Annotated in this window: 16 protein-coding genes and 1 riboswitch; of the genes, 5 read left to right on the top strand and 11 right to left on the bottom strand. The window is 62.1% G+C overall.

What is annotated here, in order from left to right:
• Positions 1–10: 10 nt before the first annotated feature.
• Positions 11–1,369 (top strand): sensor histidine kinase, encoded by a 1,359-nt coding sequence (locus IGS61_RS15855; RefSeq protein ID WP_230540447.1) that lies wholly within the window; start codon positions 11–13, stop codon positions 1,367–1,369.
• A gap of 66 nt (positions 1,370–1,435) precedes the next feature.
• Here the strand turns inward: IGS61_RS15855 and IGS61_RS15850 are convergent, their stop codons facing one another.
• Both IGS61_RS15850 and IGS61_RS15845 read right to left on the bottom strand, forming a co-directional pair.
• Positions 1,436–1,915 carry an Imm26 family immunity protein gene (locus tag IGS61_RS15850; protein WP_230540445.1) on the bottom strand — a complete coding sequence of 160 codons (480 nt, stop codon included), beginning with the start codon at positions 1,913–1,915 and terminating at the stop codon, positions 1,436–1,438.
• A gap of 93 nt (positions 1,916–2,008) precedes the next feature.
• A complete protein-coding gene (locus tag IGS61_RS15845) occupies positions 2,009–2,314 on the bottom strand; it encodes a ferritin family protein (RefSeq protein WP_034750230.1) in 306 nt (101 codons plus the stop codon).
• Positions 2,315–2,456: 142 nt separating this feature from the next.
• Between IGS61_RS15845 and IGS61_RS15840 the strand changes: the two genes are divergently transcribed.
• The gene (locus tag IGS61_RS15840; protein ID WP_230540443.1) at positions 2,457–3,614 is read left to right on the top strand and encodes an iron-containing alcohol dehydrogenase; all 1,158 of its coding nucleotides are present in this window, start codon (positions 2,457–2,459) and stop codon (positions 3,612–3,614) included.
• Positions 3,615–3,680: 66 nt separating this feature from the next.
• Positions 3,681–3,778: riboswitch (TPP riboswitch) on the top strand.
• An 85-nt stretch (positions 3,779–3,863) separates the two neighbouring features.
• On the top strand, positions 3,864–6,023 hold the full coding sequence (locus IGS61_RS15835) for a TonB-dependent siderophore receptor (protein ID WP_230540441.1): 2,160 nt from the start codon (positions 3,864–3,866) through the stop codon (positions 6,021–6,023).
• On the opposite strand, the gene IGS61_RS15830 is transcribed toward IGS61_RS15835, so the two are convergent.
• From IGS61_RS15830 to IGS61_RS15820, 3 genes are all read right to left on the bottom strand, one after another.
• Positions 6,020–6,568 carry an AAA family ATPase gene (locus IGS61_RS15830; RefSeq protein WP_230540737.1) on the bottom strand — a complete coding sequence of 183 codons (549 nt, stop codon included), beginning with the start codon at positions 6,566–6,568 and terminating at the stop codon, positions 6,020–6,022. The two genes, IGS61_RS15835 and IGS61_RS15830, sit on opposite strands and share 4 nt — an antisense overlap.
• Positions 6,568–7,179, bottom strand: a complete 612-nt coding sequence (gene pnuC / locus IGS61_RS15825) for a nicotinamide riboside transporter PnuC (protein WP_230540439.1) — start codon at positions 7,177–7,179, stop codon at positions 6,568–6,570. The genes IGS61_RS15830 and pnuC overlap by 1 nt, the downstream gene beginning before the upstream one ends.
• An 86-nt stretch (positions 7,180–7,265) precedes the next feature.
• Positions 7,266–7,784, bottom strand: coding sequence for a DUF2867 domain-containing protein (locus tag IGS61_RS15820; RefSeq protein WP_230540437.1), 519 nt, complete (start codon positions 7,782–7,784; stop codon positions 7,266–7,268).
• A gap of 67 nt (positions 7,785–7,851) precedes the next feature.
• Between IGS61_RS15820 and IGS61_RS15815 the strand changes: the two genes are divergently transcribed.
• Together IGS61_RS15815 and IGS61_RS15810 are read left to right on the top strand one after the other, a co-directional pair.
• The gene (locus IGS61_RS15815) at positions 7,852–8,502 is read left to right on the top strand and encodes a TetR/AcrR family transcriptional regulator (RefSeq protein ID WP_230540436.1); all 651 of its coding nucleotides are present in this window, start codon (positions 7,852–7,854) and stop codon (positions 8,500–8,502) included.
• The gene (locus tag IGS61_RS15810) at positions 8,484–8,975 is read left to right on the top strand and encodes a hypothetical protein (RefSeq protein ID WP_230540434.1); all 492 of its coding nucleotides are present in this window, start codon (positions 8,484–8,486) and stop codon (positions 8,973–8,975) included. The genes IGS61_RS15815 and IGS61_RS15810 overlap by 19 nt, the downstream gene beginning before the upstream one ends.
• A 3-nt stretch (positions 8,976–8,978) precedes the next feature.
• Here IGS61_RS15810 and IGS61_RS15805 read toward each other — a convergent pair whose 3' ends face one another.
• The 6 genes from IGS61_RS15805 to IGS61_RS15780 all read right to left on the bottom strand — a co-directional run bounded on the left by IGS61_RS15805 (position 8,979) and on the right by IGS61_RS15780 (position 19,486).
• Positions 8,979–9,512 (bottom strand): hypothetical protein, encoded by a 534-nt coding sequence (locus IGS61_RS15805; protein WP_230540432.1) that lies wholly within the window; start codon positions 9,510–9,512, stop codon positions 8,979–8,981.
• A gap of 42 nt (positions 9,513–9,554) precedes the next feature.
• Complete coding sequence (locus IGS61_RS15800) at positions 9,555–10,736, bottom strand: tetratricopeptide repeat protein (protein ID WP_230540430.1); 1,182 nt, start codon at positions 10,734–10,736, stop codon at positions 9,555–9,557.
• Positions 10,737–10,740: 4 nt separating this feature from the next.
• On the bottom strand, positions 10,741–12,333 hold the full coding sequence (locus IGS61_RS15795; protein ID WP_230540428.1) for an SEL1-like repeat protein: 1,593 nt from the start codon (positions 12,331–12,333) through the stop codon (positions 10,741–10,743).
• Positions 12,334–12,335: 2 nt separating this feature from the next.
• Positions 12,336–14,393: a phospholipase D-like domain-containing protein gene (locus IGS61_RS15790; protein WP_230540427.1), complete on the bottom strand. Its 2,058-nt coding sequence runs from the start codon at positions 14,391–14,393 to the stop codon at positions 12,336–12,338.
• Between the two features lie 25 nt (positions 14,394–14,418).
• Positions 14,419–17,112, bottom strand: coding sequence for a type VI secretion system Vgr family protein (locus IGS61_RS15785; protein WP_230540736.1), 2,694 nt, complete (start codon positions 17,110–17,112; stop codon positions 14,419–14,421).
• Positions 17,113–17,338: 226 nt separating this feature from the next.
• The gene (locus tag IGS61_RS15780) at positions 17,339–19,486 is read right to left on the bottom strand and encodes a S46 family peptidase (RefSeq protein ID WP_442908072.1); all 2,148 of its coding nucleotides are present in this window, start codon (positions 19,484–19,486) and stop codon (positions 17,339–17,341) included.
• Between the last annotated feature and the right edge of the window lie 70 nt (positions 19,487–19,556).

Genomic DNA, 19,556 nt, shown 5'->3' with positions numbered 1-19,556 from the left:
CTGGCGAGGCATGATGAAGCTTGTTCCCGATATCAGCCTGGCGCGGCTGAAAAGCGGCCTGTTCTGGCGCACCTTTTTGCTGCTGGGTACTTTGACCACCGTCAGCATGATCACCTGGATCGGCATGATTTCCGTCATCCAGCGCGAGCCGCAGGCGCAGCAGATTTCCGCCCAGATCATTTCCGTCGTCACCATCACGCATGCGGCCCTCACGCACTCGGCGCCCGAGCTGCGGCGCGAGCTGCTGTTCGACCTCGTCAGCAACGAAGGCATCCGCATCTTCTCGCTGGAAGAGGACGACCGCATCGAGCCGCCGCCCGACAATTACCTGATGCCCGACATCGAGGCGCTGGTGAAGGCCAAGCTGGGCAAGGACACGCGCTTTTCCGCGCGCGTCAACGGCGTGGCCGGCTTCTGGGTCAGCTTCAAGATCGACGACGACGAATACTGGCTGATGCTGGACCGCGAGCGCCTGCGCGGCCTGACGGGCTTCCAGTGGCTGGGCTGGGCCAGCCTGGTGTCGCTGCTGTCCTTGCTGGGTGCGGCCATCATTTCCAGCCTGATCAATCTGCCGCTGTCGCGCCTGACGGCCGCCGCGCGCGACATTGCCAAGGGCAAGCAGCCGGCGCCGCTGCCGGAAAAAGGCCCGATCGAAATCATCGAGGCAAACCGCAGCTTCAACCAGATGGTCGATGACTTAAAGCAAGTGGAATCGGACCGCGCCGTGATTTTGGCGGGCATTTCACACGACTTGCGCACGCCGCTGGCGCGCATGCAGCTGGAAGTGGAAATGGCGAATCTGTCGGACGAGGCGCGCGAAGGCATCCAGTCCGATATCGGGCAAATGGACGCCATCATCGGCCAGTTCCTCGACTACGCCAAGCCGACGGAAGCGTCGAGCTTCACGGACGTTGACCTGAGCGGTTTGCTCAACGACATGGCGCGCGAAGCGATGCGCCTGCCCGACGTGAAGATCAATGCCAGCATCGCCGAAGGCGCGCACGCGATGGGCAACCCCACCGACTTGCGCCGCGTGCTGAACAACCTGATCGAGAATGCGCGCCGCTATGGCAAGACGCCGGGCAGCGACGTGACGGAAATCGACATCGCCTGCCAGGTGCGCACCAGCCACGGCGCGAAAAAGGTGATTATCGAGGTGCAAGACCACGGCACGGGCGTGCCGGCGGAAAAGATCGAGCAGCTGATGAAGCCATTCACCCGCCTCGACACGGCGCGCGGGCAAGCCAACGGCGCCGGCCTGGGCCTGGCCATCGTCGACCGCGTGCTGCTGCGCCATGGCGCCGAATTGCAGGTGCGCAACCGCGAAGGCGGCGGCCTGGCGTTTCAGATCAGCTTGCCGGCGGCATAATTTATGTAGGTTGGATTAGCACGGCATCGCCGTGCGTAATCCAACGCCGATGCCGCCCGGCAGCCATCATGCCGGCGCCTGCTCCGGCGCCAGCAATTTATTCATCAGCAATTCCGTCGCCCCATAGCCGTACAGGGAATCGCTTTCCATGCCCGGCGTATCGAAGGGGATCGATTCCTCGCGGTTCAGCTTGGCAGGGTCGGCGTCCGCATAGCTGGCGCGCCAGGCCCGCTGCAAGGATTCATTGCGGCGGATAAAGGCCGGCATGGGCCAGGCGTCGCGCTCCCAGTGGCGGCTGTCGCCCAGCAGGGGCCAGCGCTCGTTGAGCAAGGCCATGTCGCCCGTGCGCAGACGGCGCACGGCCTGTTCCGGCCGCAAGCCTTCCACCTCTTCCAGCGTGGGCAGGCTGTCGCGCTTCGGCCCGAACATATACGCCAGCATGATGCGCCCGGCAGGCGCCCTGCGCGCCACCACGCCGACGGCATAGCCGCCGCCCGGCAGGGGCACGGCAAACCAGCTGCCTTCTCGGTATGGTAATGATCTCATCGTTGCAAACTCCCCCAAAATCGTGTTCGGGGCACAGTCTACGCGAAACGATGCGAATGTGGCGCATGGTACGTTACAGCAACAAACCAATAGTTACAATATTTTCTCGTCATAGTGATACTGGGCAACAATCGGCCCCGCCTTGAACAGCGCTTCCTTCATGGCCGTGTCCAGGCGCGCGTCGCGGCGGCGCATCCATTCGAGCAGCATGGCCGCTTCCTTGCGGCTGGTGTCGCCCGCATGCGCCAGCACGCGGCGCAGTTCGGGGTCGGTGCACGCCTCGAAACGCTGGCTGTTCAAGTCCAGCGCCTGCAGCGCGGCGATGGTGGCGCCGATGGCGCGGTGCATATCGAGCGCCGTGGCCGGCAAGCCGGATTCTTCCAGTGGGACGGTGGTCATGCGCATTCCTTTTCGCGTGGTGGTGACATCGGCTGCATTCTCCACCGCGCGGACGAAAAGCTCAAGCGTCCACGACACGTTTCCACCCGTTCGGCCATAATCATGGCTCAGCAACAGCGCAAACCTCAGCGGCAGGAGCCCCATGTTCAATTTCGACTTTTACAATCCGACGCAAATCCTCTTCGGCCAGGGCCAGATCGCCGCCATCGCCGGCCTGATCCCGCCGCAGGCGCGGGTCCTGATGACCTACGGCGGCGGCAGCATCCGGCAGAACGGCGTCTACGACGAAGTCAAGGCGGCGCTGGCCGGCCACACGGTGCTGGAATTTGCCGGCATCGAACCCAATCCCAGCTATGAAACCCTGATGCAGGCCGTGGCCATGGTGAAAAGCGAGCGCATCGATTTCCTGCTGGCCGTCGGCGGCGGCTCCGTGGTCGATGGCACCAAGTTCATCGCCGCGGCCGCCCTGCATGAAGGCGAGGCGTGGGACATCCTGGCCAAAGGCGGCAAGATCGTCGAAGCGGCCCTGCCCTTCGGCACCGTGTTGACCTTGCCGGCCACGGGGTCCGAAATGAATGGCTCGGCCGTGATCACGCGCAAGGCCACGCAGGAAAAGCGCTCATTCATGAGCCGCAAGGTGTATCCTAAATTTTCCGTGCTGGATCCGTCGAAGACGTTCACCTTGCCGCTGCGCCAGGTGGGCAATGGCGTCGTCGATGCGTTTGCGCATGTGATGGAACAGTATCTGACCTACCCCGTCAATGCCTCCGTGCAGGACCGCTTCGCCGAAGGCATTTTATTGACGCTGATCGAGGAAGGCCCGAAAGCGCTGTCGCAGCCGGACGACTACGACGTGCGCGCCAACGTGATGTGGAGCGCCACCCTGGCCTTGAACGGCCTGATCGGCGTGGGCGTGCCGCAGGACTGGTCCACGCACGCCATCGGCCACGAATTGACGGCCCTGTACGAGCTCGATCATGCGCAGACCCTGGCCATCATCCTGCCCAGCATGTTGCGCGTGCGCAAGCAGGCCAAGCGCGCCAAGCTGCTGCAATATGCGGCCCGCGTGTGGGGCCTCGATGGCGGCGACGAGGATGGCCGCATCGAGGCAGCCATCGCGCGCACGGAATTCTTCTTCCGCCACATGGGCGTCAAGACGCGCCTGGCCGACTATGGCCTGAACCATGCCAGCGTGGACGCCGTCGTGTCCGCCCTGGAAGCGCACGGCATGACGGCGCTGGGCGAACAGCGCGAAGTGACGCCCGCCGTCAGCCGCAAGGTGCTGGAACTGAGTCTGTAGATTTTGTCGACACTGTTGTAAAACGGTCAGCCGGTGGGACAGCCGGCCGTGCTTCATGCTAAGCTGTCATTTCGCTAGGGGTCCTGGAGCAGTCATCCGGGTGAGAGATACCCTTCGTACCTGATCTGGATAATGCCAGCGAAGGAAAGCGCAAAGTACCTCCCTCCTTTGATAGCTCCTGCGTTGGCGCCAGCCGAACAAGCAGCCTGCCGTGCTCTTTCCCGAGACGGCTTGAACCACGAGCAATCTATGTCCACACCGAATTTATCCGCGCATTTTTCACGCCCCGCTTTGACCCTGGCCATCCTGCACGCGTTTGCCGCGCCTGCCATGGCCGCGAGTGACGCCACCGAAGCCTCCGAGCCGCAGGCCCAAAGCATGGCTGAAGTCGTCGTCACGGCCAGCAAGGCGCCTGCCGCCAAGCGCGCCTCCGTCGGCGGTTTCAGCGACGCGCCGCTGCTGCAGACGCCCGCGTCCGTCACCGTGATTTCGCAAAAAGACATGCAGGACTTGCAAATCCGCAATCTCAGCGATGCCGCCAGGCTCGACGCCAGCATCAACGACGCCTACAACGCCGTCGGCTATGCGGAACAGTTCACCATCCGCGGCTTCAAGCTCGACAACAATTCCAGCTACCGCAAGGATGGCGTGGCCATTCCTGGCGACACGCAAATTCCGCTGGAAAACAAGGAACGCATCGAAGTGCTGAAGGGCCTGGCCGGCTTGCAGGCGGGCGTGGCCGCGCCGGGCGGCGTGATCGACTTCATCGTCAAGCGCCCGACCAACACGCCATTGCGCACCGTCACCGTGGAAGCGCGCGAGCGGGGCACCCTGTACGGCGCCGTCGACCTGGGCGGCCGCCTGGAAGACACGCGCTTCGGCTACCGGGTCAACGTGGCGGCCGAGCGCCTGCGCTCCTACATCAAGGGCGCCGACGGCAACCGCAAGTTCATTTCCGGCGCCTTCGACTGGCAGATTTCGCCGCAGGCGCTGCTGCAGCTCGATGCCGACTACCAGGACAAGGCGCAGGCGACGGCGCCCGGCTTCCAGCTGCTGAACAATAAAACCTTGCCAACCGGCATCAGTGCCGACGCCATGCTCAACCTGCAGCCGTGGACGCGCCCCGTGGAAACCGTCACCAGCAATATCGGCCTGCGCTTCCAGTACGCGTTCAATGACGACTGGCACGCCACCCTGTCGGCCAACCAGCACTCGTTCAAGCGCGACGATTACACGGCCTTCCCGTACGGCTGCAGCGGACAGGACCTGTACCCCGGCTTCTGCGGCAATGGCGACTACGACGTGTATGACTACCGCAGCCTGGGCGAGACGAAAAAACCGCTGAGCGCGCAAGCCATGATCCAGGGCAAGTTCGCCACCGGTTCCCTGCGCCATGACTTCACGGCCGGCGTCTCGACCTTCCGCCGCAAGGACCGCGCCGGCCTGTACGTGTACGACTGGGTGGGCGTGAGCAACATCTACCAGCCGCAGATCGTCGGCACGTCGCCCGGCGTCACGGGCCCCGTGCGCCTGGTGCGCAAGGATACGGAAAATTCCGTCTTCGTGCAGGACATCGTCAGCCTGGCGCCGAACTGGAAACTGCATGGCGGCTTGCGCCATATCAATGTCGACGGCTACCAGTACGTGCTCAAGGCCGACACGGAAATCCGCGCCAGGCACGACTTCCTGCTGCCGAATGTATCGCTCGTCTACACCCCGATCGACAATGTGTCCGTGTATGCGGCCTACTCGCAAGGTATGGAACATGGCGGCACGGCCGACCGCAAGGCGATGAATGCCAATGAAGAGCTGTCGCCGAGCCGCTCGAAGCAGATCGAACTGGGCGCCAAGATGGATGTGACGCCGGACTTCATGCTGGCGGCCAGCCTGTTCCAGATCCGCAAGGGCCTGGAATTCCAGAACACGGCCGGCTACTTCGTGCGCGAAGGCCAGGCCCAGCACCGCGGCCTGGAATTGTCGGCCCAGGGCAAGGCATCGTCCAGCCTGAGCCTGGGCGCTTCCGTGACGGCCCTGAACAGCCAGCAGTCGGGCACGGGCAATGCCGACCTCGACGGCAAGCGCGTGCCGAACGTGCCCGCCTTCAAGGCGGCCGTGCATGCGGACTACGCCGTGCAGCAAGTGGCGGGCCTGAGCGTGAATGGCAGCTGGGAATATGCGGGCAAGAAAGCGTTTGAGTACAACAACACGACCTTCGTGCCGTCGTACCACGTGTTCAACCTGGGCGCCGCTTACGCCACGCGCATCGCCGGCACGCGCGCCGTGCTGCGCGCTGCCGTCAACAACGTGGCCGACAAGTTCTACTGGCGCGACGTGACGCCGGAATCGGACGGTTACCTGTATCCGGGCGCCAGCCGCACCTTTAAAGTCTCGGCGCAGTTCGACTTTTAATTGAGGGAAATGGCAGGCGCCGCAGCGAGCGCCTGTTGCAGCAAGGGCGCCGCCTGTTCCAGGCGCGCCTCCAGGCTGTCGCGCAGCACGTGGTAGGCGATGCCGCGCGCGTCCAGTTCGTCGAGCAGGTAGCGGTAGATCAGCTGGCGCACGGCTTCGGACTCGCGCTGCAAGCCATCCGCCACCCACGGGCTGTCGGGCGCCGTCACCAGGGTCAGGTCGTACCGCGTGGCATCGGCCAGCGCCGCCAGCCGGGCGTCCGCACCGGCAAAGTAATGGCGGCTGTAGACCACCGTCATCAAGGGCGTCGTGTCGCAAAACAGATAGTCGCGGGCTTGCGCGGCGGCGGCCGCTTCACGCTCGACTTGCGTTCGCGCAATCCCAAACTGGTCGGCCGCGACGGGCACCCTGCCTTGCGTTTCCACAAACTCCCGCAAGTATTCGGGCACCCAGACGGTGCCGTGGCGCTGGGCCAGGGCGGCCGCCAGGGTCGACTTGCCCGACGATTCCGCGCCCAGGATGGCCACGCGCACACAGTGTCCCATCACTTGAGGACCATCGCGCCGGGCGCGGCCGGGGCCGACTTCTTCCAAGCCAGCAAGCCGATGACGGCCATCACGACGAAGAAGGCATACAGCACGGCCGTCAGGGTCAGGCCCTTGTGCACATACAGCCACACATACAGCACGTCGACGATGATCCAGGCGATCCAGTTTTCCAGTTTCTTGCGCGACAGCAGGAATTGCCCCACGAGGCTGCCTGCCGTGAGGAAACCGTCCGCATGGGGCACGTCCGTGTCCGTCGTCGTCAGCAGCCAGGCGATGAGCAGGAAACCGACCAGCCAGCCCGCGGCGCAGGCCATCCAGCCGCGGCCGTCGAGGCGCGTGACGGGCAGGGTCTTGCCGCCGCTGGCCGGATGCAGCCATTGATACCAGCCCCAGAACGAGACGCTGATAAACAGCAGTTGCAAGGCCATGTCGCCATACAGGCGCGACTCGAAAAACACGAATCCGTAGGCGGCCGAGGAAATGATGGCGAACAGCCACGCCCAGTGATTCTGGCGGATGTTCAGCGCAACGGTTGTCAGTGCCAGGACAAAGGAAATCAGTTCAAGCGGCGTGGTGGCAAAACCCAGCAGGAGAAGCGTATCGTTCATGGGAATCGTGATGAGGCTGGTGGTGCAGTATGCAATACCGGCCATGAATAAGCAAGATTGCCCTTGCCATCCGCCCCCTCCCCGCCTCAGGCGAAGCCCGCCCTGGCGGCGCGCGCCAGCGAATGCCGCACGATCAGCTTGTGAAACGGGCGGATCAGCAGGATATACGCGCGCCCCACCCGGTTATGGCAATGCACGACGCTGGAGACGGTGACGCTGCCATGGCGGCCCGCGTCCCTGTTGCGCAGCACGGACAGGCGGAAATCGAGATGGCTGTCATCCTCGCCCAGGATGATCTCGTCGTCGCTGACGGCATAGATGCGGAAGATGCCGATGCGCTTGCCGGGCCGCGCTTCCATCTGTTTTGCCGTCCGGATGCCGAAACGCGCCACGATGGCGTCGCGCACCACCATCAGCTTGCGCGCCCAGCCCGGCTGCTTGCCCAGCAGCTGGCGCGCCAGGCTCTGCATGTCCATCTGGCGCGCCTGCGCGGTGGGCAAATCGACGGCGTACGCGTCGGCCAGGTTGCTGCCGGGATACAGCGGGGCGATGCTGGCGCCTGGCGGCAAGTCCACGCTGCGGACGGCAATGTTCATCTCATGCATGTGCTCTCCATGTTTTCAGTGATAACATGCCCATCATACACGACAATGTGAACAGCGATAACATAGAATGACAACAACGAGCACCTATCATCACGGCAACTTGCGCGACACCCTGGTCGCCACCGTCATCGCGCAACTGGCGCAGCAGCACGACGCGGCCCTGTCGCTGCGCGAACTGGCGCGCACGGTGGGCGTGTCGGTCGCCGCCGTGTACCGCCACTTCCCCAGCAAGGAAGCCCTGCTGGCCGAGGTGGCGGCGGCCGGCTTCGCCAGCCTGATACAGAAATGGGAAACGCAGCTGCCGTCGCCGGGCAGCCTGCCCGCCGAACAGCGCTTTCAATTGCTGGGCCAGCAATACATCGAATTCGCCCTGGCTGCGCCCGCCCACTACCGGCTGATGTTCGAACACCAGGACGTGCGCCAGTTCCCCGCCCTGCAGGAAGCGGCGCAAGCGTGCTTTCAATATGTGCTGCAGACGGCCGGCGCGGCCGTGCGCGAAGCGGGCCTCGATGCGCGCTGGGACAAGGCCGCCGCCAGCGCCGGCTGGTCGCTGGGCCACGGCTACGTGATGCTGCTGCTGAGCGGCCGCCTGGCCATGGCGGACGGCGGCGACGCGCTGTCGCCGGCGATGGTGCCGCGCTTTTTTCAGTTACCGGTGGAGGCACTGCGGCAGGCGCCGCCTTCAGGAGCTTTGGACTCATGCACAACATCTCGATAGACACACTCTCCGTGATCGCCAGGCAATGCCTTGCCGTCACGTGCCTGCAACGCTTTTGCCGGCGCTTTGATATCGATCATCCCGCCCTGTCCGCGTTCGCCGCTCACGTGTGGAAAGTGGCGCAGCTCGCGCCTGGGGATTTTGCTGCCTGGGAACGGGGCTTTGCGTCCCTGGCTGTGACGGGCATGGGCGATCCCTGGCCGGAAGACGTGCGCGCGGCACTGCCCGGGCACCTGCTGGGCGCGCTGGAAGCACTGGTGCAGCATGTGCTGGAAACGAGCGCCTGCACCTGGCATGGCGATGACCTTCCAGCCAGCCGGCGCCAGCTGGAAGCCGTGCTGGCCATCTGCGTCCGGCATGACGTGGCCGTGCCGCAGCTTGCGTACTATGCGCAGCCGGATGCGGGGCTGCGCGGCGGCTGGGGGCCGGCGCTCACGGACGAGGAAGTGAAAGCCTGGCAAGCCCTGATATAGCGCTTACGCCAGAAGGCCTTGGCGCACCTGTTCGAGCAGGCGCTCCTCTTCATCCGTATCGGCATCGATTTGCGTGACCACGGTCCAGAACGGCGCACACGTCTTGATCTGCTCGAAAGCATGGCGCGTTTCCAGCCGCACCATGGTTTTCCTGAGGCTGTGCAGATAGCCTTCCTCGATGGCGCAGAGCAACTCGTCATCGGCAGCGTCGATCAGCTCGCTTAAAGCATCTTCGATCCTTGCGTGGCCCTCCTCCCACAATTGCCCGATTTCCGGCACATCGGCTTCCATGCACTCGTTCGACCAGTCCGGAGGATAGTAATCGCGCGCCCTGTTACCGGGATCGGTGTCAAAGCTCAGCGAAATGGACGGGAACGATACGGCATTGAAGGCAAAGGCTGAAAATGCCTGATCCTTGAAAGCGGACGCGCCCAGCAGCGCCAGCGAGGCATTGGCCAGCCTGAACCAGGTTGCTTCAACGTCGTATGCAGTTTCAAACGCGTGCCAATCCGGCGGCAAATCGGGAGTCGGGGGCATGGGAACCTGTCGAAAAAGAATAGTGGTGGATAGTGCGAGGAATTATACGTGGCACAGCCTATGCGGCAGGCCGTGGCGCGTGAACAGTGCGGGCAGTGCCGGGGCGGCAAAGCGGTGGGACGCAGCGCCTAGCCGGCGGCCAGGAAATATGGCTCTTTTGAAAGCGCCGCGGCGCCTGGCTGCGGGGTGGCTGGCGGTGGGCACGCCCATGGCGGCGTCAAGCAGGCTCTTTCGTTGACCATCCCAGGGCGGCAGATCGGCCGGTGGCAATGGCAGGATTTTATCGAGGTTGGGGAAGCGGCGATTGGGGTTGAAGCCGAGGGCATTACTAAGCATACGATATCGCTCGCCACGAGCCTTGTCCACATATGGCGCCAGCATATCGGCAAGATCAAAAGGTGAACCGAATTCAATTGCCAATGCATTTGCACAATCCTCACAACCAAACTTAACACCCTCATGCAACACCTTTAATGCACGATTTTTTGTTTCAGCGTTACGCGAGCCATTTATTTTCCCATTGGCAGCCCGTGGAGATACATACAAATAATGCAAATCAAATGCTGCGGGACCATATCCTTGCCCAAATGCACATTCCAGCATTTTTGTCGCTACCGGAATATTGGACCAATAGCCCGCCCCTTCACTGGCGGGTCCAACATTTAATTTATCCGCCAAAAATTTCATCGCCTGAGGATTTCCCATGACAGCAGCCTTTTGCCAGAAGGCATAGGCGCGAGTGATGTCACCGTTGACACCCGAGCCATTCGCGTAATACGTCCCCATCCGGTCATAGGCCGCCGGTATGCCCAGCCGCATCGCCTTTTCCACCAGTTGCACCGCTTCTTCCTCACCATATAAAGGATCGCGCCCTTCCACATACAGGCTGGCCAGATTGAGCATCGCCTTCCAGTGCAATCGCTCTGCCGCCTGACGCGTCAAATCGACGATTTTTTTGTAATCGCGGTCTTCCACGGCAATTTCGGGATCTTCCAAGGCGCGCGCTTCGAGGAACCAATCCTCGGCTTGCGCATCGATGGGCGGCACCTTGTTCGCCTCGGTTTCACAAATGAAGTCAGGAGCATGCGGATTGAAAAGCGGCAGGCTTTGGTTGCGCGGCAGGACTTTGTCGTCTGGCATTTTGCAGGCAAGCAGGCAGCACAAGAAAATAAGCGACGCGAAGCGTCCTCTCATGGCAGCCATGCTGGATTGATTGCTATCCATTGCCTTATCCAAGATCAGGAAGGGACGCATCCATCAAATGCCACGTCACCTCGCCATCTGGCAAGTCCAGCAGCCAGTCGCGGCGCGGTCGCGGGAACGGCGCGCCCTGGGTCAGCCAGGTCTGGCGCCAGTACTGGTTGACGATGGCCTGCAGCGGATGGTCGGCCGCCACCCACGGTTGCCAGACGCCGCTGACCGGACAGGCTTGCCCGCAAGCGCAGCTCAACAAAGGCTCGGGCCGCGCCACCTCGCGCAGCAAACCGCGCGCCGCGCGCGGTTCCACTGCCGCATGGTTGTGCCGTATCGTCAGGCACTGCTCCCATGTCACGGGGCCGTAACGGCTCTTCCCAGCGGCATCAAGCACGCTGAAATGGCGGAACTCCTCGCCTTCACTGAACAGCCGGGCCGGCTCAGTCACTCCTTGCCCTTTGGCGGGTTGCCAGTATGCGGAAAACGGCGCAGTCGGCGCATCGCTGAGCAAGCCGGTGGGACGCAGCGCATAGTCGGCGGCCAGGAAATATGGTTTTTGCAACAACGAGGAGGCGCTTGGCTGCGGGGTGGCTGGCGGAGGACGGACACCCATGGCGGCATGCAGCAAGGTATCCCTGTCGCCATTCCAGGGCGGCAGATCGGCTGGAGGAAGCGGCACTACCTTGTCCAGATTAGGAAAGCGGGCATTGGGATTGAATCCAAGTTCACGGCTAAGTACACCGTAACGTTCCGCTCGCGCTTTATCAATGTACGGAACCAGCATATTTGCAAGATCAAACGGATCGCCGAATTCAATCGTGAGTTTGTTTGCGCATTTCTCGCAGCCCAGCCTTACTCCGGTATGTAATACTTGCAAGGCACGCTCTTTGGTTTCAGTTGTTCTTTCCCCATCAGACGTGCCGTCAGGCGTTCTTAATACAACATATAAATAAGATAAATCATATGCGGATGGGCCATATCCCTGCCCCAGCGCACACTCCATCATCTTGATTGCCACAGGAATATTCCCCCACATTTCAGCACCCGGATAATCCTTCCCCGCAGTGAGTTTTTCTCCTAAAAAACCCAGCGCTTGGGGGTTACCCATCTGCGCCGCCTTTTGCCAGAAAGCATAAGCACGCGTGATGTCGCCGTTGACGCCCGTGCCATTCGCGTAATACGTCCCCATCCGGTCATAGGCCGCCGGTATGCCCAGCCGCATCGCCTTTTCCACCAGTTGCACCGCTTCTTCCTCACCATGCAAAGGATCGCGCCCTTCCACATACAGACTGGCCAGATTGAGCATCGCCTTCCAGTGCAATCGCTCTGCCGCCTGACGCGTCAGAGCGACGATTTTTTTGTAATCGCGGTCTTCCACGAAAATTTCAGGATCTTCCAAGGCGCGTGCTGCGAGAAACCAATCCTCCGCTTGCGCATCGATGGGCGGCACCTTGCTCGCCTCGGTTTCGCAAATGAAATCCGAAACATGCGGATTGAAGAGGGGCAGACTCTGGTTCCGTGGCAGGACTTTGTCGTTAGGCATTTTGCAGGCAATCAAAGGAACAAAGAGAAGAACTGCCAACGCAAGAAATGGCAGGCGAAAGAAGACGGTATTTTTTTTACTCATGATCAACCCAGGCGTATGGTGGAGCTGCGTTTGTCTTCCAGAGGCAGCAGGAAACCGGTCATTTTCTTTAAAAGTGCATTTTCAGATTTATCCCATTTTTTCTTGCGATTTGCGCCCATCAGCTCCACCCACTTCCGATAAGCATCCACAATCTCCCCCTTCGTCCCGCCCCCGCCATCAACCAATCCGCCGCTATGCATGCGCCACACCCGCTTGCGCAAATCGCGGGCCACGCGGTGATCGTCGGTGGCGATATTGATCTCGCTGTCGACGGCCATGCTGCGCTGGTTCAGGTTGGCGCTGCCCAGCGTCATGAACACGTCGTCGACCAGCATCAATTTGGAATGGATGTAGATTTCACGGTAACGCCAGCGGTCCTTGTCAAACGCGCTGACATTGAGCATGGCCACCGATACCTTCAGCCCGAATTCGCTTTCGAGCGTCATCGCACCGGGTTTGTTGATGCCGTTGGCATGCTGTACCACGTCGGGCAACTTGACTTCCGCCTCGGTGGAAATGCCGAATCCTGCCCTGACACGCCGGGTTTTCGGTCGCTTGTTATAGTCGTCGATCATGGTGTTTTGCCCCGTCATGCCAGCGTGCTGCCCCAGTGCCGCCAGCGTGTCATGGGTGCGCGGCACCATCTGCGTGCGCTCCGGCACGGGGATGACAATGAATACGTGCATGACCGGCATATCACGCATGGTTTTGCCAGCTTTCAGGCTTCCGGCCTTCCAGGCGGCGACCACCTTCTTGCGCTCGGCCAGCAAGTGCCGGGCCCATTCTTCATACTGGAAATACTGGTTTTCCACGTACAGGTAGCCGGCCGCCAGGCTGGCCTGGGTCACGGCGCGAAAATAGGTTTCCTTGATCGTCTTGTCTTGTTCCTCGGGCTGCGTCAAGACGATCTGCACGGTGGAGTCGCTTGGTCCGGCCTTGCGCAACAGCCGCGCCGGCGGGCTGCCATGTGGCAATTCGCGGCTCACGCTGGCAGTGGCGGCGCCATGCGTGCGATCGCCAGACGCGCGGTCCCACGCCTTCACGAAATTATTGTAGAGCGCGATAAGCGCCTTGCCGCCGTCGATGCGGCAGGCGTAATCCTGATAGGGTTTCAAGGTGGCGAACCCGCCATCCGCGGCCACTCCCTGCACACACTCGCGCCGCTCGTTGACGCCGCCCTGTTCGCGGCGCGTATCGTCGAGCAGATGGGCCGTCGTGTCCCAATAATCGGTCACCGAGTTCAGGCCCATCACGTAACCGACGGCCTTGGCGCCCTCTTCGTGATCGAAATCGATCAGGACCGGCTTCTGGTGGTGCGTGCCCAGGTATTGCATGCCGGGCTTTTCGATTTCCCCCATCGTCAGGCCGTGCGGCTGGTTTATTTCGGTCGCGATACTCTTGCTGATTGCGGCGCTGTCGCCGTGCCGCAAACGAATTTCCAGCCCCCCGAACAGGCCCTTGAAAGCGGCCGCATACCAGCTGTAACAATATTCTTGACGCGCCATTATCGGAATATCCTCAGGCCGGAGGTACTCGCCCCAATAACCGTTGCCTAAAATATGTTTCTTTTTTTGGACAGCATCGTGCAACATCGACAGGCTGGCTTTTGCGCTGATGTCATCAAAGCGTTGTCCATCGGCTTTCCATGATGAGGTACCGTGCGAATAGCCCGGCATATTGCGCACCATCGGCGAACCGATCCGGTCATACCAGACCAGCAGGCGCACCCTGACGTGACGCCGTGCGGCGGCGATCAGCAAGTCGCCAAACGTTTCGCCCCGCGGCCAGGTGGCGCCGCTGCCGCGCACCAGTTCCATGCCCGGGTCGAAACCCCAGCAGCACAGGTCGATCGAATGTTTAGCCTTGGCGATCTCGCCGGCGATGTTGGAGAACCCTTCCTGTCCGCAGATGAACAGTGTCAGCTTGTTGTTATGCGTAATCGGATGAGTGGCCTTGCCCTTCAGGTTGCGGTTTTCCAGCAGCCACTGAAGCGAACTCGTCGCAGTGCGTCCGACTTCGTCGATGTGGGTGGTTTCAATGCGGCCGCTCGATTCCGGCATGGCACTCTCCAGTCAGTGTCGTGAATCATTGAACCCCGCGGCCGTCGGCCGTGTCGTCGAACGCGCGCAAGCCGCGGTTCGACAGCTTGTGTTCGCCGTCCGGCGCCGCGTCCGGGTCGAAGCGTGCGCTCGCTTGCAATGAAAACTCTTCGCCATTGCCAAGGACGACACGGTAGCGCGGCGTGCCATCCTGATGCGCGATCAGGATGCGACCGAATTCGTCGGTCAGGCCTTGCTCGACTTCGGCTTCCCCGTTGTACAGCGTGTACGGCACCTGCGCGTATTGCCCGCCATCCGCATGGGCCTGTATCGTATGCTGCAACTGCCCCGCTACCGGCGCGATGGGCGGCTCCTGCTCCGGTTGCGGCCGGTTCTTGGGGGCCAAGGTTTCCAGGTTTCCATGGAACAGCGTCGGCGACGCGGTAAAAAACTGGACCTTGTCGCTAATTTCAAGCATGCAATTGGCGCCATGCAGGCGCACGCCTTTGCGGCCGCGAATATTCACCCAGTCCGTCTGACTGATCAATTCCAGCACCTTGTTGGCGACGATATCGACCGCATCGGTTTGCGCCGCGATCTGCACCGGGCCAGCTGCAGCGATCAGTTTCATGCCAGCCTTGTGGACGAACAGGCGGAACGCTGCGCCGATGCTGGCGAACAGGCCGCCGCCGGCCGCCAGCGACAGGTCGCGCCCGGACGTCAGCGCAGTGTGCTCGGCGCTGGCGATGTGCGTCGATTGCGCGGTCGTCGTTTCGATACCGGCCGGACTGGCCAGCACCAGATGCGGTTTGGATAGTTCGGGAAATGCGCTTTCGCCACTGCCGGCACCGCCCTTGATCGCGGCATGCTGGGCATTGAGCACATCGGCGGCGGCGCCCTGCTGGGCGGCGCTTTCTTGCGCGCCGTAATGCTGCGCCAGGGCGGCCAGTGCCTTGTGCCGTTCAGCAGCCTCGGCCAACCGGCGCAAGGTTTCATCCATGCTCTTGATATGCGAGGCGGCGCCAGGGCGCGCTTCGGTGGTCAGCAACATGCCGCGGCCGGCGCGCGCCACGCCCCAGGCGTCTGACGCCAGTTCCCAGCCCTCGCCACGCGCATCCTTGCGCCCGCTGGCGTCTTCGATGCGGCTGATGCAGCCGAGCGACAATTGGCTGTGCTGATGATCGCTTTTCAGTTGCGCCTGGATGCGCTGGTGCGTGTCGTCGAGCACCAGCTGGTTGCCGCGCACGCCGTAGCCGCCGCCAGGCATCAGCTCGGCGCTGCGCCAGCCGCCCAGCATGCGTTGCCCCGGCAAATTCCACGGCGGCGCATGGTTGCCGTTGTACACCGCGCCGACGATGACGGGACGGTCGATATTGCCGTCGAGAAATTGGATCAGCACTTCCTGACCGATGCGCGGCAGCGCGATCTGGCCAAACGCCTGGCCCGCCCATGGCGTCATGACCCGGATCCAAGGCGAACTGCCCGCGTCGAACTTGCCCAGCCGGTCCCAGTGGAATTGCACCTTCACCCGGCCCAGACCGTCGGTATGGATGGTTTCGCCTGCCGGCCCGATGACGATCGCCGTCTGCACGCCGGGCAAGGCGCAAGGCGTGCTGTTGAAGTGCCGCCCCGGATACCAGCGGATGCTCTTGCGGATGCAGCGAAAACGGTTTTCATACTGCGACTTCGCACCCGTGCCTGCCTGGTAATTGTTGCTGGCGATATGATCGACCGACACGATCAGGTATTCGCGCGCGCCGATGTCCGGGCGCGCCGCCTCACCTCTGGCCGGCATGGCTTGCTGGGCGCTGAAGTGTCCGCCCAGCGTGAAACTGCGCCCGGCCTGGGCGCAGCGGTGATTGCCGCCAGCTTCGAAGTATTGCGCCTGGCAGTTCTGCTCCTCCAGGCGGCGTTGCGCCAGCGCTTCGCCGTCACCCATGCCGGCATAGCCATAGCCGGTGTTTTGATACAGTTCATGGGCAAACACGTCGCCCTGCTGGTGCAGCGCGTAGCCGCTGGCGCGGCTGGCATACGGATGCTTGTAGTTGAAACTGGCCAGCGTGAGCGAGCCTGAGGCAATCTTCCGTATTGCCTGCCAATCGCGTATGCCGTCGCGCTCCAGCGAGCCGGCGCCGCTGCGAAACGCCATCTCGTCGGCTTCGCCGGCATGGCCGTCGCCTGGATCGATGCTGTCGTTCAGCCAGGTATTGTCGCCCAGACACAGCGTATGGCCGTCGGCGCGATGTTCATACCAGTAATGGATACCCTGGTCTTCCCAGCGCCGGTGCAGATGGTTGTAATCGGTTTCATTATGCTGGTTGGCGCAGCTTAATATCGCTTTTTCCTCCTGCAGCCGGTTTTGCCAGTCGCGCTGCAAATAATGATTGAAGGTCGTTTCGCTGATGTCGATGACCGTGCGTTCGTGGAACGAAACGTTGTCCATGCGCAGCCTGGAAAACGCCAGCCAGGGTTGCAGCACCATCTGGTAGAACGCGAAACCGCCATCGCTGCGCAACAAGCGAAATTCGCCGACGTAACCATTAAAATAGCGCAAGCTGCCGTCATCGCGCACCAGCGAAATCGTGACCATGCGTCCCATCATCGCCGTCAGGGGGACGTGGAGATTGTCCGACAGCACTTCGGCGTCGAAGCGGAAGTCGCGTGACATTTCCTCGTGTGCCCGCAAGCTGTTGACCAGCAGCGCGGTATCGGGCGGACCGTCCTCGCGCGGAAAATCCATGCGCAGCAAGCGGCTGTCCTGAACTTGTCTACCTGCTCCGAAAAGGCGCGCAAGATCGGCTGCCAGCTCGCCATCATCCATATTGCCTCCATCGCATAGTCTCCCTGGTTCATGCTAACCATGGCGGACGCTGGCATATTGATGAAACTCAAAATAGTTGGCCATACGCAAAAAAGCCGCATCGGCCCTGAGGCGGATGCGGCTTTGCGCTAGCGCAAGCTGAAGATTACTTCTTGGTAGCTTTCGGATACTTGACCGTCATTTCCTGCAGCAAGTTATCCGCGTGGTCCACTTCCTTCATCACCCACAGCATGTAGCGGATGTCGAGGTGGATGGCGCGCGTGATGGCCGTGTCGAAGTACCAGTCCTTGGTGATCGATTCATACGTGGAATCGAAGTTCAGGCCGATCAGCTCGCCACGCTTGTTCATCACGGCCGAGCCGGAATTGCCGCCCGTGGTGTCCGCGCTGGTCAGGAAGTTGACGGGAACCGTGCCCAGGGCCGGGTCGCGGAACTGGCCGTAGCGTTTTTGCTTGACGGCGTCGATCAAGCCTTGCGGCGCTTCGAAGGGGGCCTTGCCCGTGACTTTCTCGACGATGCCTTCCACGGTCGTGAACGGTCCCTTGGTGATGCCGTCGCGCGGCGAGTACGGCGAGACCGTGCCGTAGGTCACGCGCAGGGTCGAGTTGGCGTCAGGATACACCGGCTTGCCTTGTGTTTTCTTCCAGGCAATCACAGCTTGCATGTATTGCGGAATCACGCGTTCCAGGTTGCCGTCGATTTCCTTGCGGCGCTCTTCCAGCGCCGCTTCCACGGGCTGCAGCTTGATGGCCAGCTGCATGAAGGCGTCGTCGGATCGGGCCACGGCAGCCTGGTCCTTTTCCAGCCAGGCCAGGCGCTTGGCCGTGTCAGCCAGTTGCGTCTGCTGGTACAGGGCCGCCACGGCGCCTGGCGCCGGCAGCAGCGCGTCCAGGCCTTGCGGATGGCTCTTCGCCGCCAGCTGGGCATAACGCTTCAGGCCGGCTTCAAAACGCGCCTGGTCCACCTTGTTGACGTACGACTGTTCCAGGCGCGCCAGGCGGGCCTTGATGAAAGCCAGGTCGCGCTGCTGGAAGCCCGATTCGCGCTCGGCGTCCGCTTTCTGGCGCTCCAGCGACAAACGGTAGACGGTGCGCGCGCTCTTCAGCAAGTCGCTGTGGGTGGCGACCGACCAGGCGAACTCTTCTTCGCTCAGGGCCATGTCGCTGGCGATCGCCGCGTCCAGTTCCGCCAGCAGGGTAGGCGACACGTTCGGCTGCTTGGCGTACCAGGCGCGGAATTCGGCATCCTGCACATCCTTGATGGCGGCGATGTCCTTGCGCGCGAAACCGTCGAGCAAGCCCTGGGTTTTCTTCAGCACGTTGTTGATGCTTTTCACCACGCTGGCGTAACGCACGGCGGCGGCGGCATCGCCCTGCGTCGCGTCGGCCATCACGGCCAGGTCGGCTTGCAGTTCCGATACTTTCAGGGGGAAGGCCGTATCGCGCGCAAAGCGGATTTCCGCCGGCAGCTTGTAGCGGCTGGTGCGGCCGGGGTAGCCCGCCAGCAGGATGCCGTCGCCGGCTTTCAAGCCTTCGGCCGAGACCACCAGGAAATCCTTCGATTTATACGGCACGTTGTCGGGCGACGGGTCGGCCGGACGGCCATCCTTGCCCACGTAGGCACGCAGGAACGAGTAATCGCCCGTGTGGCGCGGCCATTCGTAGTTGTCGGTGTCGCCGCCGAAGTTGCCGATCTTGTCCGATGGCGCGTACACGAGGCGCACGTCGCGTATCATCATCTGGCGGATGCGGTAGTACTCGAGGCCGCGGTGGAAGGCGGGCACGGAGCAGCGGTACATCTTGTCCGTTTCGCATTCGGCGATCAGGTCCTTGATGCGCTTTTCCACGGCTTCGTGGCGGGCGCGGCCGCTCATGTCGGCCGTCAAGCCTTTCAGGACGCGGTCGCTGACGTTCTCCACCTTGTCCGTCACATACACGAGACTGTTCGGACCGCCAGGAAGCTCTGCGGCGCGCGTCTTGGCCAGAAAGCCGTTGGTGATGTAATTGTGTTCCGGCGTGGAATTGCGCTGCACGGCGCCATACGCGCAATGGTGGTTCGTCACCACCAGGCCCGCGTCGGAGACGAAAGCGGCCGAGCAGCCGCCCAGCGACACGATGGCGCTCATCGGGTGCTTGCTCAGGTCGGCGAGTTTTTCTGCAGGAATGTCGATGCCGACCCGTTTGAGCTCGGCTTTCAGCTGTGGCAGCTGGTGTGGTTGCCACTGCCCTTCGTCAGCGTGTGCGCCGGCGAACGCGCCCAACAAGGCGACTGGTAAAACGATTGTTTTGAACAAGATATGCCCCTCCATGAATAGCAGGCGAAAGTATAGCCTGTCCAGGAGAGCCGAGTCGGCAAAAATTAAC

Origin of the sequence: Janthinobacterium sp. FW305-129, from assembly GCF_020858115.1 — a bacterium.
Lineage (GTDB): Bacteria > Pseudomonadota > Gammaproteobacteria > Burkholderiales > Burkholderiaceae_D > Janthinobacterium.
Note: the sequence above shows the minus strand (reverse complement) of the source record. Positions and strands in the feature narration are given on the sequence as shown.

Excerpts from the sequence above, each read along its gene's own strand:
- IGS61_RS15855 (WP_230540447.1), top strand. The coding sequence starts at position 11 with ATGATGAAGCTTGTTCCCGATATCAGCCTGGCGCGGCTGAAAAGCGGC.
- IGS61_RS15850 (WP_230540445.1), bottom strand. The coding sequence starts at position 1,915 with ATGAGATCATTACCATACCGAGAAGGCAGCTGGTTTGCCGTGCCCCTG.
- IGS61_RS15845 (WP_034750230.1), bottom strand. The coding sequence starts at position 2,314 with ATGACCACCGTCCCACTGGAAGAATCCGGCTTGCCGGCCACGGCGCTC.
- IGS61_RS15840 (WP_230540443.1), top strand. The coding sequence starts at position 2,457 with ATGTTCAATTTCGACTTTTACAATCCGACGCAAATCCTCTTCGGCCAG.
- IGS61_RS15835 (WP_230540441.1), top strand. The coding sequence starts at position 3,864 with ATGTCCACACCGAATTTATCCGCGCATTTTTCACGCCCCGCTTTGACC.
- IGS61_RS15830 (WP_230540737.1), bottom strand. The coding sequence starts at position 6,568 with ATGGGACACTGTGTGCGCGTGGCCATCCTGGGCGCGGAATCGTCGGGC.
- pnuC (WP_230540439.1), bottom strand. The coding sequence starts at position 7,179 with ATGAACGATACGCTTCTCCTGCTGGGTTTTGCCACCACGCCGCTTGAA.
- IGS61_RS15820 (WP_230540437.1), bottom strand. The coding sequence starts at position 7,784 with ATGCATGAGATGAACATTGCCGTCCGCAGCGTGGACTTGCCGCCAGGC.
- IGS61_RS15815 (WP_230540436.1), top strand. The coding sequence starts at position 7,852 with ATGACAACAACGAGCACCTATCATCACGGCAACTTGCGCGACACCCTG.
- IGS61_RS15810 (WP_230540434.1), top strand. The coding sequence starts at position 8,484 with ATGCACAACATCTCGATAGACACACTCTCCGTGATCGCCAGGCAATGC.
- IGS61_RS15805 (WP_230540432.1), bottom strand. The coding sequence starts at position 9,512 with ATGCCCCCGACTCCCGATTTGCCGCCGGATTGGCACGCGTTTGAAACT.
- IGS61_RS15800 (WP_230540430.1), bottom strand. The coding sequence starts at position 10,736 with ATGGATAGCAATCAATCCAGCATGGCTGCCATGAGAGGACGCTTCGCG.
- IGS61_RS15795 (WP_230540428.1), bottom strand. The coding sequence starts at position 12,333 with ATGAGTAAAAAAAATACCGTCTTCTTTCGCCTGCCATTTCTTGCGTTG.
- IGS61_RS15790 (WP_230540427.1), bottom strand. The coding sequence starts at position 14,393 with ATGCCGGAATCGAGCGGCCGCATTGAAACCACCCACATCGACGAAGTC.
- IGS61_RS15785 (WP_230540736.1), bottom strand. The coding sequence starts at position 17,112 with ATGGATTTTCCGCGCGAGGACGGTCCGCCCGATACCGCGCTGCTGGTC.